Here is a 16,044-nt window from a genome sequence, read left to right on the forward strand (position 1 = left end):
CTATCGAATCAGGAACTTCAGGACGCCCTCGGCAAACTTGCCGTAGGGTGGCCATAAAAATCGCATGGAGCTCAGGCGCGTCTGGTAGAACACCGGACGCATCTTGGAAAAGGTCTCAAAACCCTCATGCCCATGGTAGTGACCCATGCCCGAGTCGCCCACCCCACCAAATGGCAAGTCGTGCTGCCCGACATGGAACAGCGCATCATTGACCGACACACCACCGCTCATCACATGGTCAATGATGTACTGAACTTTATCGTTTTGATAGCTGAAAGGGTACACCGCCAAAGGGCGTGGCCCTGAATTGATACATGAAATGACCTCATCCAGTTCACTGTAGGTGCGCAGCGGCAGGATCGGACCAAAAATCTCGCGCTGCATCATCACACTGTCGGGTGGTGCGTCGAGCACGATATGCGGGGCGATCTTGCGCGTTGCGGCGTCAAAGGCAGGGCCGTCCAGCAGGCTCAACACGCGTGCACCGCGGCTGCGGGCATCTTCCAGGGCGGCCAGCAAGCGTTCAAAAGAGCGCTGATCAATGATCGAGGTGTAGTCCAGGGAGCTCAGGCTGGGGTAGCGCGTTACCGCCAGGCTGCGTGCCATGTCAACAAAGGTGTCCACCTTGCCCACGGGCAGCCAGGCATGGTCAACGGTGGTGCAAATCTGCCCGGCGTTGAGCAGTTTGACGAAGAGAATTCGCTCCACCGCCGTCTTGAGCGGAAAGTCGTCGCAGACGATGGCCGGCGCTTTGCCGCCCAACTCCAGCGTGACCGGACACAGATTTTGCGCTGCGGCTGCCATAACCGCTTTGCCCGTCTGGCCCGATCCGGTGAACAACAGGTGGTCAAATTTGAGTTTTGAAAACTCCACCCCCACACCACCGGTCTCGTCAAAAAACCGTAGCTTCTCGGGTGGGAAGTAAGCCGGCATGTGGGTTATCAGGTACGCTGCCAGATGCCGCGAGTTCTCACTCATCTTGACCATGGCGCGGTTACCAGCGGCAAAGATGTAGCTCAAGGGCACCAGGCTCAGGTTGAGCGGAAAGTTCCACGGCACGATAACGCCGACCACACCCAGCGGTTGCGCCACGACGCGGTTGCTGGCGCCAAAAAAACTGCGCCAGTCAACCGAGCGGCGCTGCGGACGCATCCAGCGGCGCAAATGACTCAGGATGTGGTCAATGCCGCTCACGGCCGGGTACACCTCGGCCAGCAGCGTCTCGTGGCGCGAGCGGTGGCCGTAGTCGGCACTGATGGCGTCGCACAGCGCCTCCTGGTGGTCAAGGATAAACCGCTTGAGCTTCAACAAGTCGGCTCGCCGCTGGGCATAGTCGGGCACCGGATCGGCCAGATAGGTCTGGCGTTGCAAGGTCAATGCCTCTGACAGGGCAGGATTGGAGGAGAGCGTGATGGTATTCATGGCGTTTTTCAGTGTAGACCTGAAACATCCTTGCTGCGACCGGTACGCAGGTGATTGAACGTGACGCTCTAACGGGGCTGCGCGCCCCACAGCTGCAGCAGACGGGCATCACGGCCGCAACTGCTACGGTAATAGCTGTAACGCACCGGGTTCTTCAGGTGGTAATCCTGGTGATAAGCCTCAGCCGCGTAAAAATCTCCGGCGGTTTCGACCGGGGTGAGGATAGGCTCTTTGAAAGGTTTCGATTGCTCAACCGCGGTGCGTGACGCCAGCGCTTGGGCCATCTGCGTCGCGTTGATGGCAAAGATGGCCGTGCGGTACGGTGTGCCGTGGTCGCAAAACTGTCGATCACGCATGGTCGGGTCGATGGTGCGCCAAAAGTGGTCCACCAGTTGGCGGTAACTCAGCCTGGCCGGATCGAACACTATTTTGACCGCTTCGGCATGGCCCGTGACGTGGCTTGACACCTCTTCATAGGTGGGGTTGGCCGTCTTGCCGCCGGTGTAACCGGAAGTGGTCGAAATCACGCCCGGCAACTTGTCGAAATCGGCCTCAACACACCAAAAGCAACCGCCTGCCAGAATTGCTATTTCATGGCCGTCTGCGGCGGCCGCCTCGGCCTGGGGTATCGGCAGTGGATGCGGTGCCCGTTGCGCGGCCAGTTCCCACCAGCCAATGAGCAGCAGCACAAACGCCAAAGCGAGCCAAAGCGTCAAGCGAGATTTTCTGGTCCGGACAGGAAGATTTTTTGGCGTCATGCCGCATCATAAAAAGCACCGGCAAAGACCGTTGCCCACGGGGGCATTTTGGCGACCGAGGCCGCTGAGCCGTCGTTTCACACACTCTGTCACTACCACGCCGCTGATGCTGGCGGGGCTGGCTTGGCGAGCGCTGCCGGGATTCTTGCCGGCACAACGCCGCAAGTCAAAACAAGCCGCGCGCGCCGGCAGAGGTGTGCGCCGATGTCAGATCAATCCGAAAGCTGCAGCCAGCAAGTAACCTGCCACACACGAAGTGCCAACGCCGATCAAACCCGGCAGGATGAAACTGTGGTTGATCACATACTTGCCAATACGGGTGGTGCCGGAGCGGTCGAACTGGATGGCGGCCAGGTCACTGGGGTAAGTGGGCAGAATGTAATAACCGTATGCCGCTGCTGCATACGCCACCACATACCCCGGTGGCACGCCGATGGCCAAACCCACCGGCACCATGGCGCTGATGGCGGCGGCCTGTGAATTCACCAGCTTGGAGACCAGCAACAAAACCAGTGCATAGGTCCACGGCTGCGACTTGACCAGGTCCGTCAATGCCGCCTTGAGGGTTGGAAGATGTGATTCGAATACGGTGTCGGCCATCCAGGCCACACCAAACACCGCCACCACGGCAATCATGCCGGCGCGAAACACCTCGGTCTTGCCAATCTGCGAAGCGTCGGTGGGGGTAAACAGAATGATCAAGGTGCCCGCCAACAGCATAAACATCTGGATGGCCAGCACCATCGACATCGGCTTGCCATCAAACACCGGGCGCATTCCAGGGAAGGCACCCAACATGGAAACCAGTGCAATTGCGCCCAGGAAAATCCACATGGCAGTCCATTGACCAGCCGTGAGCGTTTTGCCCATCAACGACGTGCTGTCACCATAAATCAGCCTGCGCTGCTCGGGGTCGGCAATACGCCGTTGGAACTCGGGGTCCTTATCCAGGTCTTTGCCCCGGAACCAGCTAAAAATTCCGATCATCAACACACCGGCCAAGGTGGATGGCACCGTGACCGACAGCACCTGCACGAAGTCGATCACCGGTGTGCCCTCAGGAACCTTGGCCAAAAATGCCACCAATGAGACCACGGCCACCGACACCGGGCTGGCAAGAATGCCCATTTGCGCTGAAATCGAGGCAGCCGCCATGGGTCGCTCTGGCCGGATGTTGTTCTTGATGGCGATATCGTAGATGATGGGCAACATGGTGTACACCACATGCCCGGTGCCACACAAGATGGTCAGGGTACAAGTGACAAACGGCGCCAGGATCGACACGTAACGCGGGTTGCGCCGCAACAACTTTTCAGCCCCCTTGAGCATCACTTCCAGGCCGCCAGACGCCTGCAAGGTGGCCGATGCTGCCACCACTGCGATGATGGTCAACATCACGTCAACCGGTGGTTTGCCGGGTTTGAGGCCAAACGTGAACACCATCAGCACCAGACCGGCACCGCCCAGTAAACCTAGGGCGACTCCGCCCTTGCGAGCGCCGTAAAACAGGCAGACCAGAATAATTGCCAACTGCAGGAAGATATCCATACCGAGTTCCTTTCGAGGCGGCCATTGTATTTTTGATACCTAGGGTTAACCCTAATCTATTCGAGCAACATCTGATCTGAGTCAATGTCCCTTTACATTGGTCCTTGGTGATATACAAAGCAGTTCGCGGCTGTGGTGCACCGCGTTGCGGTGACCCGGCGTCGCCGAATCTGCGCCTCTGACCCACATCATTGAGCGTCGATGAAACTCAACCCTCTGTACGTCTTGATTCACAATGGCCTGCGAAAAAGGCTGGTCTGTGGCCGGGTTGGCCGACGTCAGCAACCATGCACTGAGCACCCTGATGCACGGCACTAGATTCGCGTGCCGCGACGGTTGGATGGAACTGCGCCACACCCAGTCCATGTCAGGCGCCTTTACCGAGGTGCAACTGCAAGTCCCAATTGCATCCACCCAGACTCCCGCGCCAGCACTCCATGGCGCGCACTGCACAACTACTGCTGGGGATGAAGCAACGAAAAGAGGCCGTTTCGGGCAGCCAGGTTGTAGGAAGTTTTGGCCAATAGCGCTTATCCGGTATGCGATAAGCGCTACAAAACAATTAGCTTTTTGGTAGCGGCGCAGCATTGTCAGCCAGGTGGACCCGGTTGCGCCCGGCACTCTTGGCTGCATATAGCGCGGTGTCAGCGCTGTGCAACAGCGACGTCAGGTCATCGTGGTGCGCACCCAGCGCCGCCACCCCGATCGAGACGGTGATGGCAATGGGCACGCCTGCGGCCACTGGCAAGGTCTGCACGGCGACTGCCGCACGCAGCCGCTCCGCCACCTCCAAGGCACGCACCGAACCGGTGTCGGGCAGCAGAATGGCGAATTCCTCGCCGCCCAGACGCCCGGCGAGGTCGATCGAGCGAATGTTTTGCTGGCAGATGCGGCACAAGCCCTGCAGCACCTGGTCACCGGCCTGATGCCCGTGGCGGTCGTTCACGGCCTTGAAAAAGTCAATGTCAAGCATCAACACCGCCAATTCGCTGCCGTGACGCCGTGTGCGCACCAGCTCGCGCTCGCCGATCTCGAAGAAATCGCGCCGGTTGTGCAATCCGGTCAGAAAGTCGGTGTGAGCCTGACGCGCCATCTCGGCCTCTTGTGCGCGCAAGTGGTCGAACAAGCGGCGCAATCCCACCATGCCATACAGCATCAGCAGCGAGATCAACAAGCCCATCAGCGAGTTGATGGCATTCACGTTGCCGTGATGCAGCCATTGCCAGATCTCGGTGGCGCGGCGCAGAATCATCAGCAGCAGTGCCAGCGACACGCTGATCCACGCCAGCCAGAAGCGCCCGGTTTCGCGCAGCCGCGAAAGCGCGATGGCCGCAGCAGCCAACTGCGCGGCGATCGAACAGACAATGGTGACCAGCAGCAGGAGATTCATGGCGCAGGACAGGGATATGTGGCAATGCCAAACTGTAACCGTGCCGTGTCAATCCTTGCCAGCGGTCTTTTTCATCCAAACGACTGGAATATTGAACCGTTTGCCTGCCAGACAACGCAGATCGATTCGGCCAGTGTCAGGCGGCAAGTCAAGTCATGTGCCAAACACAATTGGGGGGAGTTGGTGGCCCGCAACGTGACCAGGGGCACCTTCTGGCAGGCGCAGAGTGGGACAGCAGTGAACGAAAGTGGCTACCATCTCACTGAAATGTTGACTGGCGCAGGGCGACATCGGCCAGTGGAGATCCATTCACCAACCAGGAGCAGGCATGGCGATCAGGAAAGAAGATGCACGAACAGATCCGATCAGGCCGGAAGACACGATGTTCCACTTTCATGCAGACCAGCAGAAACTCAAATGTTTCCACGGTAACGGCATGATGCAGTGGTGGGTCACTGCCAAGGGCATCGGCTCACGCATGGACTTCGGGGTCAACGGCAACACGCCGCCAGGGCTCTACGAACTTGAGCAACCCCAGCCGATTTCGCCACGCGACGAAAAAGCCCCCGCACTGGGTCTGTGGTTCGTACCACTCAAGCCGTTTATCTCGCACGATTGCGTGAAGTTTGGCCGCAAAGACATCGGGATTCACGGCGGTGGGTCCGACTTGCCACAACCGCTCGCACCACGACAGGGTTGGGAGAGCACACTCGGATGTATCCGCGTTCAAAATCAGGATTTGCTGCGGGTCACAACGGCTGTGGCAAATGCACTCGGCAAAGGGCATCACGCGTGGTTGCTGGTGAGCTGGATCGAGTTTGTGGCGGGCAGACAGCAGATTCGCTCGTATTAGAGAACAGCCGTCGCGGTATCCACCATGAAGTTGCCGACATGGCACCTGTTGCTCTGGATGTTACTGGGCTGGCCAATCCCGGCTGTGCTGGCACATGCAATGGGCTGGCACGCGATCTGGGGCAGTGGGTCGGTTGCACTGGACTACCTGTTGCCGATACCGGTTGCTGCCGGTGTGTTGCATGTGCCCTCGTTTGTGCTCTGCACGATCGGCCTTTGGCAACTGCCAACCGTGTCTGCAAAAACGTCGGGGCGCCTGCGCGCGGCAGCCTGGGGTCTGGCACTCGCCAGCGGTCTGGGCTTGCTCAGGCTTGATGAAGCATTAATTGCGGTCCGCAGTGGTGGTGCATGGTCTGGCACGCTGTGGCAGGAAAACCCCTTGGCCTTGTTTGTGTTGACCGACGCGGGATTGGCATTGCTGATGAGTGTTGGGCGTACGGTGGATGCGCCCGGGGGGCGTGACCCGGTTCGCTGGCTGTTGTGGCTTTGCCCGGGGTTGGGGGTGTTGGTGTTGGCCTGGCAAATGGCACCAGCGGCAGACGCGTTTCTTCCGGGTGCAGTTCGTCCGGGTCTGGCGCGAGGTGATGAACAGTGGATGGTCTATACAGGGCAAGACATCAAAGCCCCTGAATTTCAGCCGAAAGCGACCATTTGGGCACAACAACGGCATCGTTCTGGTCTGGGTCTTGGAGGCGACATGGCCATTCTTTTCAGCCAAAGCCGGGATGCAGTGAAGCGTTCTGACATGGAGCGCGCACAGCTGACGCTTTGCCTTTTTGACGATGACACGCCCCCACGTTGGTTGCCGGGCGCTCAGTCCCTGGCATGTTTCGACGGGCATCAGAATTTCAGCGAAGAAGTGGACATTGCGATTGCCAGCCAGGCTGCCGACTTGCCCATTGATAAACGCCACGCGAATGCACAGCGGCAAGTCTGTTCCGAACGCGGTCGTCGCACATCCACCACCCAAGCCTACGGACCCTGTGCAGCACCGATACTGCCATAGTCGCAGGGCAGTTACGACTCTGGTACAGCGTTTGTGGGTTCACCCGGATTTTGGTTGCGACGCTTCTCCCGCAGCATATAGAGGTATAGACTTTCCACCTTTTCTCGCGCCCAGGGTGTCTTGCGCAAGAACTTCAGACTCGACTTGACGCTGGGGTCCAAGGCAAAACAGCGTATTGGAATGCGCTGCGCCAAGCCTGGCCAGCCGTAATGTTCGTACAGACACGTGACAAGGCGCTCCAGGGTCACCCCGTGCAGAGGGTTGCGCGCTTGGGTTGCGGAGGGCATCGACGCAGAAGGCAAATCGGGCATTGGGTCAGACTCAAGTCAGAATGGGCAACGTTTGGGCTATAGTTGATCATAGAAGTAGCAGAGGACATCATCATGCGACTCTTTCGTTGGATTCCCACCCTGTTGATGGGTTTGGGTTTGATGGCTTGTGGCGAAGCCAGCGGACCCAGCGTCAAGACCGCGACGGTGCCTGCAGCGGCGGCATCCGCGCCATTGCCACAGACTGCGATCGGTCTGGTGATGAAAACGCTCACCAATCCGTTCTTTGTCGAAATGGAAAAGGGTGCCCGCCGTGCTGAAAAAGAGCTGGGCATCACCCTGACCGTCAAGACGGCAGCACAGGAAACCTCGATCGAGCAGCAAATCCAGCTGGTTGAAGACCTGATTTCGGCCCGGGTCAACGCCATTGTGATCGCCCCGGGTGACTCGCAGCGTCTGGTCCCAGCGCTAAAGAAAGCGGCTGATGCCGGCATCAGGATCATCAACATTGACAACCGACTCGATGCCAAGACGGTCGCGCAGGCAGGTTTGGCACCGGTGCCTTTTATCAGCGTTGACAATGATGCGGGTGCCTTTAAAGCCGGGCAGTTTTTGGCCAGAGAAATCACCAAGCCCACGCAGGCAGCCATACTGGAGGGCATTCGCAGCGCTGACAATGCCCGGCAGCGTGCCCAGGGTGCGCTGCGCGGTTTGCAGGAGAACAAGGTCATCAAGGTGGTCGCCTCCGAAACGGCCAACTGGAAAATCGACGAGGCCTACACGGTCACCAAGCAGATTTTTGCCAGGAACCCTGAGGTCAAACTGCTTTTTGCGTCAAACGATGTGATGGCCATTGGTGCCATCAAGTACCTCGCTGAAGCCCGGCGTCGCGATGTCAAGGTGGCCGGGTATGACGCGCTGAGCGAGGCGATCACTGAGATCAAGGCCGGTCGTATGGCGGCCACGGTTGACCAGCAAGCGGCAGAACAAGGTTACCAGGGCGTGGCTCTGGCCTTGCGTTTGACGCGGGGCGAGGCGGTCCCTGCGGTGACAACGATTGAGACACAACTGATTACGGCGGCCAATGCCCCCTGAGTCGTGAAGTGGCGTTCTGACATCACGGCAAAGCTGCTGGCATTCTTGCTGGTGGCTGGGGTACTGCCCCTGATCCTGTTGGGAGTCTCGGCCTTTGAGTATTCCAAGCGCGTCATCATTGAGCAGGCCGAGTTGGAAAACGCCCGCTTGCTGGCAAGTCTGGCGTCGTACCTGAAGCTATACCAGGAACAGATCGAAGACCTGGCGGCCAACATCGCGGGCAACACCAGCATTGGTGCGACCTTGCATCATGCGAGTACGCAGACCGCCAATAGCTTTGATTCTCTTGAAACCAAGGCACAGATGGGATATGCCCTGAACAACTATGTGCGCGTCAAGGGCCTGGTGTCGATCAACGTCTTTGCGCGCAGCGGTGCCCGCTTTCAGGTGGGTGAATCGCTGGATGTCAGCGATGTTGACCCGGCGCTGGTCGCGCAGTTACTACATGAAGCCAGTCAGACACGCGCGCCGGTGCTGTGGCGTGGGGTGGGTGACAATCTCAATACGCGTTCCAAACACGCCAAAGTCGTCAACGTCCTGCGCACCATCCTGCATTTTTCGCCTGAAACCGGGCAATCTGATGTCGTGGGGGTACTGGTCATCAGCCTCAACAACGACATCATGCGCGGTTTTCTGGATGCGGCACCGCTGCCCGATGGCACACAGCTGCTCGAGCTCGACCACCATGGTCGCATTGCGCTGCATTCGGAAGATCAACGGGTGGGTCGGCCGATGTTGCCTGCCATGCTGCAATTGATTGGCGCACAGCCTCCGGTTCGCCAGTTGGTGCTTGGTGGCGAAGACATGCTCATGCGGGTCTCCTCCATCAACCAGCGACAAAGCCAGCTGGTGGTGCTGTCTCCAAGACGCACACTCACTGAAAAGGTCAACCAGCTGGCGCTGCTCACCACCGGACTGGTGGCACTGGCGCTGATATGCACATTGGCGCTGGCATGGTACTTTGCCCGCACAGTCGTACGCCCGATCGGCGCCGTATCACAGGGCTTCCGGCAAATCGCCTTCGCCCCACAGGCACAACATCTGCCATTGCCCACTGGCGCGGCACCCGACGAGATCGCCCGTCTGATTCACGGCTACAACAACCACCTCAGTGCGCTGCAAACACAGGCAGCCGCTGCCGAGGAACTGCGCCTGGCCAAAACCGCCGCAGAGTCGGCCAACGTGGCAAAAAGCCGCTTTCTGGCCACCATGTCACACGAAATTCGCACCCCGATGAACGGCATTCTGGGTATGGCGCAAATGCTGCTCGCGCCAAACCTGACGACCAAAGAACGGGAGCACTATGTCAACACCATCCTGTCGTCGGGTCAGACGCTGTTGACCCTGTTGAACGACATCCTGGACATCTCCAAGATCGAAGCGGACAAAATCCATCTTGAGGCGGTACTGACCGATCCGGTGCAACTGTTGAGCGATGTTCAGGCTCTGTTCGCCAATCAAGCCAATGCCAAACAGTTGCGGCTGGAACAACAATGGCACGGGCCGGTGGGGCAACACTACCTGCTCGATGCCCACCGGCTGCGCCAGATGCTCTCCAACCTGACCGGGAATGGCATCAAGTTCACCGAGACCGGTTCGGTACGCATCGAGGGCCGAGAACTACGCCGCGACGCCGAGCAGGCAGATCTTGAGTTTTCCGTGACCGACACAGGGCTCGGCATTGCCCCCGACCAGCAGGCGCTGCTGTTTCAGCCCTTTTCCCAAGCCGACAGTTCCACAACGCGACGCTTTGGTGGCTCGGGCCTGGGCCTGTCCATTGTGCGAAGCCTTGCACATCTGATGCACGGTGACGTGGGTGTCAGCAGCGCTTCAGGGCAAGGCTCGCGCTTCTGGTTTCGCATCCGGGTCACCTGCTCTTCCGAGTGCCTGGCGCAAACACCACCTGCCGCCCATCGGGTGGCGACCGCGTCGCCGGTCGACCGACCCGTTGGTGGACGGGTGCTGGTGGCCGAGGACAACCTGGTCAATGGTATGGTGATCGAAGCACTGCTGAAACAGCTGGGTCTCGATGTGCAGCTGGTGACTGACGGCCAACAGGCCGTTGATGTGCTCACCAGCGGGGAGATTCCGGATGTCATCCTGATGGACATCCAGATGCCGGTGTTGGATGGCTACGCGGCGACCGAGCATATCCGCCAATGGGAAGAGCGACATGACCGGCCACGTACACCCATCATTGCACTCACTGCGGATGCATTCGAGGAAGACCGGCAACATTGTTTTGCCGTTGGGATGGACGCCTTTCTGACCAAACCGGTGGCGATGGAAGCATTGCGCGCAGCGTTGAGCCCGTGGGTCACCCCGGCCTGAACCAGCCCCACGGCAGATCAACGCCCTTGCCGAACTTCAGCGTTGCCAGAAGTTCAGGTGCGGTGCCATCAGCTCTTCGCCCAACTCGGCAAACGGCCCGCTGACCCTGATGGCTTTCTGACCCCTGGCAAACAGCTCCCGGCACGGAAGATTGAGGGTCGGGTTATCGGCTGCATTTCCGGTAAGGGCCAGCAACTGCTCTTCTGCCGCGCCATAGACCAGGTGGCCGATGTTGGCCCAATACAGGGTACCCGCACACATGGCACAGGGCTCGAAGCTGGTCACCAAGGTGCATTCCCAGAGATAGTCGCGGCTGTAATTGAGCGACACCGTGCGTGCGAGAGTGGCCTCGGCATGGTGCACGGTATCAATGTTGCCCTGCTCGGCCAGTACGGTTTCACCGTCGGGGGCGACCAACAATGCACCAAACGGGTGCCTTCCAAGGCTCGCTGCACGCAGGGCAACGTCATTGGCACGACGCAGGTGGCGCAGGCATTGCTCGGTATTCATGGCATGAGTGTCCTTTGACAGGGAGGTCAATGGTTGTTCGAACCACGGTGCGCCCAGGCCGTGGTGTGTTTCTCGATGGCAGAAAACAGCTCATACATACCCATCGCCATCGCGCCCACCACCACCAGGCCGGCAAACGCCAACCCCATTTGCATCGATGAGCCGGCGGAAATCAACAGGTAGCCGATGCCCTCGTTGGCCGCTGTCATTTCGCTGACCGTGGTGCCGACAAACGCCAGCGTGATGGCGACTTTGAGCGAGCCGTAAAAATACGGCATGGAGCGTGGCAGACCCACCTTGACCAAAACGTCCCAGCGCTTGGCACCCAGCACCCGCAATACGTCTTCCAGCTCAGGCTCCAAGGTTGCCAATCCCGTGGCAATGTTCACCATGATTGGGAAAAAACTGATGAGAAACGCCGTCAGAATGGCCGGACCCACGCCAATGCCAAACCACACCACCAGAATAGGCACAAACGCCGCCTTGGGCAAGGCGTTAAACGCCGTCATCACCGGGTACACCGCCGCGTAGGCCAGGCGCGAGCTGCCGATGACAAAACCCAGCAGCACGCCGACCACAATCGCCAGCGCAAAACCCACCATCGTCACCCAGAAGGTGCGCCACGCGTGGCCGGCAATGTTGTCACGAAACTCCCAGAACTGCGTCCAGATGCGCCACGGGCTGGGGAAAATGAACTCTGACACCTCAAACGCCGAACACAGGATCTGCCAGATGGCAATGATGGCGATCAGCAGCAACCACGGTGACCACAGGATGACCTGATTTCGTTTCAGCATGACGCAAACCCTTACTGGTTGATCACTGCACCGGCCTGGCGCATGGCGCCAATGTGGCCGCGCAGTTCGTGCACGATATTGGTGAATGCGGGCGTGTAAGTGATCTCCAGGTCCCGCGGGCGTGGCAGGTCAATCTCACGGCGCACCACAAAACGACCGGGGCTCTTGCTCATCACGTACACCGTGTCGGCCAGGAAAACGCTTTCACGCAGGTCGTGTGTGACCAGAATGACGTTGAATTTCTGCTCGGTCCACAGGTCACGCAGAATGCACCACAGCTCTTCGCGGGTGAAGGCGTCGAGTGCGCCAAAGGGTTCGTCCAACAACAGCATCTTGGGTTCGTGGATCAGGGCGCGGCAAATACTCGCGCGCTGCTGCATGCCACCCGACAGTTGCCAGGGGAACTTGTCCTCGTAACCACCCAGCCCCACCTTTTGCAGCAGCTTGCGGGCACGCTCTTCGTACTGACGGCGATGGGTTTTGAAGTTGCTGCGGTAGGGCTCCACAATTTCCAGCGGTAACAACACGTTGTCGACGGTGGTGCGCCACGGCAGCAGGCTCGGTGCCTGAAACGCCATGCCGGATATTTTGAGGGGACCGGTGACCGGCTGCTGGTCGATCAGAATCTTGCCCATGGAGGGCATCTTCAGCCCGGTGGTGAGCTTCATGAAGGTGGACTTGCCGCAGCCCGACGGCCCGACGATGGCAATGAACTCGCCCTGGCGCACCTTCAGGTCGATGGCCTCCACGGCAAACTGATTGGCAACCAGCAACTCTTCGTTATAGGCCAGCCATACGTCGCGAAAATCAACAAACCAGGGCGTGTCGTCGTGCATCATTTGTCCATAAAAACAGGCTCCAGCGCATATGAATAGAGCTTTATCAGCTATCAAAGATTGAGCTTTTGCCGACTTCCTGTTGCGCTCATTTCTTGGGCAATACGTCCAGCTCGGCCTTGGAGGGCAGGAAAGCGCCATTCCACACGGCGTCGGCGTCGACCCGGTTCTTGGTGTTGAAAGCGTCAGACACCTGGCTGGCCATCAGCGACAGGCGTGGACCATTCACCTGACCAAAACCCTCGCTGCGGGCATTGGCACTGTTGATGACGGTGTCGATGGCCAGTTTCAGGCGACGGGTTTCAAGCTCAACATTGACAATGCCGTCGCGTGCTTTGACATCCGCAATGGCCGCTGCCGGATCGGCAATCACCAGTTTGGCGCCTTTGGCGAAAGCCGCCAGAAAGGCCTTCACGGCCGCCGGGTTGTCCTTGATCATCTTCGGGCTGGCGATGATCACATTGCCGTAGAGCTTGACGCCATAACTGGGGTACGGCAACACCACCACATCGGCCGCTTTGATACCCCGCGCCTCGAGATTGAGCAGTGAGGTGAAGGTAAAGCCGGTGATCGCGTCGACATCACCGCGCACCAGCATGGTCTCGCGCAGCGGCGGGTCCATCGCGGTCCAGTTCACACCGCTGATGTTGTTGGCTTTGGAGAAGATCGGAAACGCCCGACGACCAGCATCAAACACCGGCGCACCGAGTTTCTTGCCATTCAGATCGGCCGGCGTCTTGATGCCGGACTTCTTCAGCGCCATCACCGAGGCCGGTGTGTCGTTGTAGACCATCATCACCGCCACCGGCTTGTTGGGTGCATCGGGGTTATTGGCGTGAAACTCCATCAGCGCGGCCAGATCGGCAAAACCCATGTCGTAAGCCCCCGAGGCCACGCGCGTCACCGTGCCACCCGAACCATTGCCGGCGTCCACCGTCACATCGAGTTTGGCATCCTTGAAATAGCCTTTGGCCACAGGGGTCAAGAACAGCGCACTGGGTCCCTCAAAACGCCAGTCAAGCTGGAACTTGATGGGTGTGGTTTGTGCCTGGACGGCTCCCATCAGCGTAAGGGCGATGGCAGCGACCGATGTCTTGAGCAGATGACGTTTGTTCATGGTAATGGCTTTGCAAATGAGGAAATTGGACACAAGTTACCCCAAAGCAAAAACAATGCCTGAAACTATTTCGCGGGCTCCCGACACAACAAATGGGCGTGGACCGCACCCGCCTTCAGATACCGGTGCAAACGCAGCCCCAGGGTTGCCAGCCGTTCATCACTCCAGCGCAACGGCGCCTCCAGGTAGATCAGGCCGGCAGACTGCAGTGCGGGCACTGCGGCCTCAAGCGCCGGTGCAAACAAGTCAGAGTCAAAGGGCGGGTCCAGCAACACCAGGTCCAGACTGTGGGGCGCCTGCTGGCGCAGTGCGCCAAGTCCATCGGTATGCTGAATGCTCACCGCCTGCGCCTTGAGCTGGGCCTGATTGCGCTGCAACTGGGCAACCAGAGTGCGATCCAGTTCTACCAGACACACCTCGCGAGCCCCCCGCGAAGCGGCTTCAAAACCCAGTGCTCCGGTACCGGCAAACGCGTCCAGACAACGCCAGCCGCTCAGGTCCTGGCCCAGCCAGTTGAACAGGGTTTCACGCACGCGGTCCGGCGTTGGCCGCAAACCCGGCTTATTTGCCACGGGCAACTTGCTGCGCTTGAACTGACCGCCAATGATGCGCACGGCGTGGCTTTGTGGTTTGTGTGCCTGGACCGGCAGCGGTGAGCGATGCTTGGAAGTTGTCATGTGCCGGATGGAAGGTAGGACTCGACCGCGACAGTCTGATTTGCAAAATTCCCAATAAATATGCCATTAGCGCATATTCCAATTATGTTATTAGCTATATTTTTCATATCATTTTTGGCATACATTTGCCAGCCTTGGCACGGTCACCACCAGGTTTTAACACGCCGGCGTGGCGCTGCCCTGGCGCTCACGCACCCGTCACCCACACCAGCCCGGCAGCGCTGGACCAGGCCACCATTGACTGGCAAGACCGGTTTGCTCTGGCGCGATGCGCTGTTTCATAGAATGCAGCTCCACCACGAAACGCAAAATGTTCAGTTTCTTCAAGAAAAAGTTCCTCTCCGAGGTACCCCCCACCGATCCGGCCGTCGTTCCTGATACCGCGGCTGGCGCTTTGTCTGCGCCAGTCCCGGTGATGCCAGCCCATGCAGCGCTCTCTGGCCACAAGGTGTCAGGGCAGGAGGTGGTGCCAGCGGTCCGAGGGTCCTGGATGGACAAGCTCAAGACCGGATTGAAAAAAACCGGAACCAGCATTGCCACAGTCTTCACCGGCGCACAAATTGACGATGCACTGTACGAAGATCTGGAAGCGGCGTTGCTGCAGGCCGATACGGGCGTCAAAGCCACCACTGCGCTATTGGTTGACCTGAAGTTTCGCGTCAAGGACAGTGGCGCCACCAAGCCGACCGCCGTCAAGGGCTTGCTGATTGATGCCCTGACCCACATGCTCACCCCCCTGCAAAAATCACTGGTAGTGGGGCAGTTTTCGCCCACGGTGGTGATGGTGGCGGGTGTCAACGGCGCGGGCAAAACCACCTCGATTGGCAAACTCACCCGTCACCTGGCGGATTCGGGGGCCAGCGTACTGCTGGCGGCGGCGGACACCTTTCGGGCGGCTGCACGCGAACAGCTCGGTGTCTGGGCCGACCGCAACACGGTCGACATCATCAGCCAGGACGGTGGTGACCCGGCGGCCGTTGCGTTTGACGCGGTCAGCGCGGGCAAAGCACGCGGGCGTGATGTGGTGCTGGTGGACACCGCAGGGCGTCTGCCCACGCAGTTACACCTGATGGAGGAGCTGAAGAAGATCAAGCGGGTGATCCAGAAGACCGGGCCGCTGGCCGATGCTGGCAGCGGCACCCCCCCGCACGAGATCCTGCTGGTGATTGACGGCAACACCGGGCAAAACGCGCTCACCCAGGTCAAGGCCTTTGACGATGCGCTGGGTCTGACGGGGCTGATTGTGACCAAACTGGACGGCACCGCCAAGGGTGGCGTGCTGGCCGCGATCGCGCGCGAACGGCCCATACCGGTATATTTCATCGGGGTTGGCGAAAAGCTCGAAGACCTGGAAACCTTCAATGCGCGCGAGTTTGCCCAGGCGCTGCTCAACTGAAGAGGGTATGCGGGCGGCATCCAGCACGGCACGACTCAGG

General features: G+C 59.3%; 15 protein-coding genes. 5 read left to right on the forward strand and 10 right to left on the reverse strand.

What is annotated here, in order from left to right; translation table 11 throughout:
• The 4 genes from KBF66_RS06805 to KBF66_RS06820 form a co-directional block, all read right to left on the reverse strand.
• The gene (locus KBF66_RS06805; RefSeq protein WP_296654387.1) at window positions 1-1,422 is read right to left on the reverse strand and encodes a coniferyl aldehyde dehydrogenase; all 1,422 of its coding nucleotides are present in this window, start codon (window positions 1,420-1,422) and stop codon (window positions 1-3) included.
• 68 nt (window positions 1,423-1,490) lie between these two features.
• Window positions 1,491-2,138 carry a peptide-methionine (S)-S-oxide reductase MsrA gene (msrA, locus tag KBF66_RS06810; RefSeq protein WP_296654390.1) on the reverse strand — a complete coding sequence of 216 codons (648 nt, stop codon included), beginning with the start codon at window positions 2,136-2,138 and terminating at the stop codon, window positions 1,491-1,493.
• Window positions 2,139-2,387: 249 nt separating this feature from the next.
• Entirely contained in the window at window positions 2,388-3,728 is a 1,341-nt protein-coding gene (locus KBF66_RS06815) for an anaerobic C4-dicarboxylate transporter (RefSeq protein ID WP_296654393.1), read from the reverse strand.
• Between the two features lie 562 nt (window positions 3,729-4,290).
• A complete protein-coding gene (locus tag KBF66_RS06820; protein ID WP_296654395.1) occupies window positions 4,291-5,118 on the reverse strand; it encodes a GGDEF domain-containing protein in 828 nt (275 codons plus the stop codon).
• Window positions 5,119-5,500: 382 nt separating this feature from the next.
• Here KBF66_RS06820 and KBF66_RS06825 point away from each other — a divergent pair, with 382 nt between their 5' ends.
• Window positions 5,501-5,971, forward strand: coding sequence for a L,D-transpeptidase (locus tag KBF66_RS06825; protein WP_296654397.1), 471 nt, complete (start codon window positions 5,501-5,503; stop codon window positions 5,969-5,971).
• Window positions 5,972-5,995: 24 nt separating this feature from the next.
• The gene (locus tag KBF66_RS06830) at window positions 5,996-6,976 is read left to right on the forward strand and encodes a hypothetical protein (RefSeq protein WP_296654399.1); all 981 of its coding nucleotides are present in this window, start codon (window positions 5,996-5,998) and stop codon (window positions 6,974-6,976) included.
• Between the two features lie 11 nt (window positions 6,977-6,987).
• Here KBF66_RS06830 and KBF66_RS06835 read toward each other — a convergent pair whose 3' ends face one another.
• The gene (locus KBF66_RS06835; RefSeq protein WP_296654402.1) at window positions 6,988-7,287 is read right to left on the reverse strand and encodes a VF530 family protein; all 300 of its coding nucleotides are present in this window, start codon (window positions 7,285-7,287) and stop codon (window positions 6,988-6,990) included.
• A gap of 72 nt (window positions 7,288-7,359) precedes the next feature.
• Between KBF66_RS06835 and KBF66_RS06840 the strand changes: the two genes are divergently transcribed.
• Window positions 7,360-8,340 (forward strand): substrate-binding domain-containing protein, encoded by a 981-nt coding sequence (locus KBF66_RS06840; RefSeq protein WP_296654405.1) that lies wholly within the window; start codon window positions 7,360-7,362, stop codon window positions 8,338-8,340.
• Between the two features lie 3 nt (window positions 8,341-8,343).
• Window positions 8,344-10,671, forward strand: a complete 2,328-nt coding sequence (locus KBF66_RS06845) for an ATP-binding protein (RefSeq protein ID WP_296654407.1) — start codon at window positions 8,344-8,346, stop codon at window positions 10,669-10,671.
• A gap of 36 nt (window positions 10,672-10,707) precedes the next feature.
• On the opposite strand, the gene KBF66_RS06850 is transcribed toward KBF66_RS06845, so the two are convergent.
• The 5 genes from KBF66_RS06850 to rsmD form a co-directional block, all read right to left on the reverse strand.
• Window positions 10,708-11,181, reverse strand: a complete 474-nt coding sequence (locus tag KBF66_RS06850; RefSeq protein ID WP_296654409.1) for a nucleoside deaminase — start codon at window positions 11,179-11,181, stop codon at window positions 10,708-10,710.
• A gap of 26 nt (window positions 11,182-11,207) precedes the next feature.
• Window positions 11,208-11,978, reverse strand: coding sequence for an ABC transporter permease (locus tag KBF66_RS06855; RefSeq protein ID WP_296654412.1), 771 nt, complete (start codon window positions 11,976-11,978; stop codon window positions 11,208-11,210).
• An 11-nt stretch (window positions 11,979-11,989) separates the two neighbouring features.
• On the reverse strand, window positions 11,990-12,814 hold the full coding sequence (locus KBF66_RS06860; RefSeq protein ID WP_296654415.1) for an ABC transporter ATP-binding protein: 825 nt from the start codon (window positions 12,812-12,814) through the stop codon (window positions 11,990-11,992).
• Window positions 12,815-12,902: 88 nt separating this feature from the next.
• On the reverse strand, window positions 12,903-13,931 hold the full coding sequence (locus KBF66_RS06865; RefSeq protein ID WP_296654418.1) for an ABC transporter substrate-binding protein: 1,029 nt from the start codon (window positions 13,929-13,931) through the stop codon (window positions 12,903-12,905).
• A gap of 65 nt (window positions 13,932-13,996) precedes the next feature.
• The gene (rsmD, locus tag KBF66_RS06870) at window positions 13,997-14,608 is read right to left on the reverse strand and encodes a 16S rRNA (guanine(966)-N(2))-methyltransferase RsmD (protein WP_296654419.1); all 612 of its coding nucleotides are present in this window, start codon (window positions 14,606-14,608) and stop codon (window positions 13,997-13,999) included.
• Window positions 14,609-14,918: 310 nt separating this feature from the next.
• Here rsmD and ftsY point away from each other — a divergent pair, with 310 nt between their 5' ends.
• A complete protein-coding gene (gene ftsY, locus KBF66_RS06875) occupies window positions 14,919-16,004 on the forward strand; it encodes a signal recognition particle-docking protein FtsY (protein ID WP_296654422.1) in 1,086 nt (361 codons plus the stop codon).
• Window positions 16,005-16,044 lie beyond the last annotated feature (40 nt).

Origin of the sequence: Rhodoferax sp., from assembly GCF_018063565.1 — a bacterium.
Lineage (GTDB): Bacteria > Pseudomonadota > Gammaproteobacteria > Burkholderiales > Burkholderiaceae_C > Rhodoferax.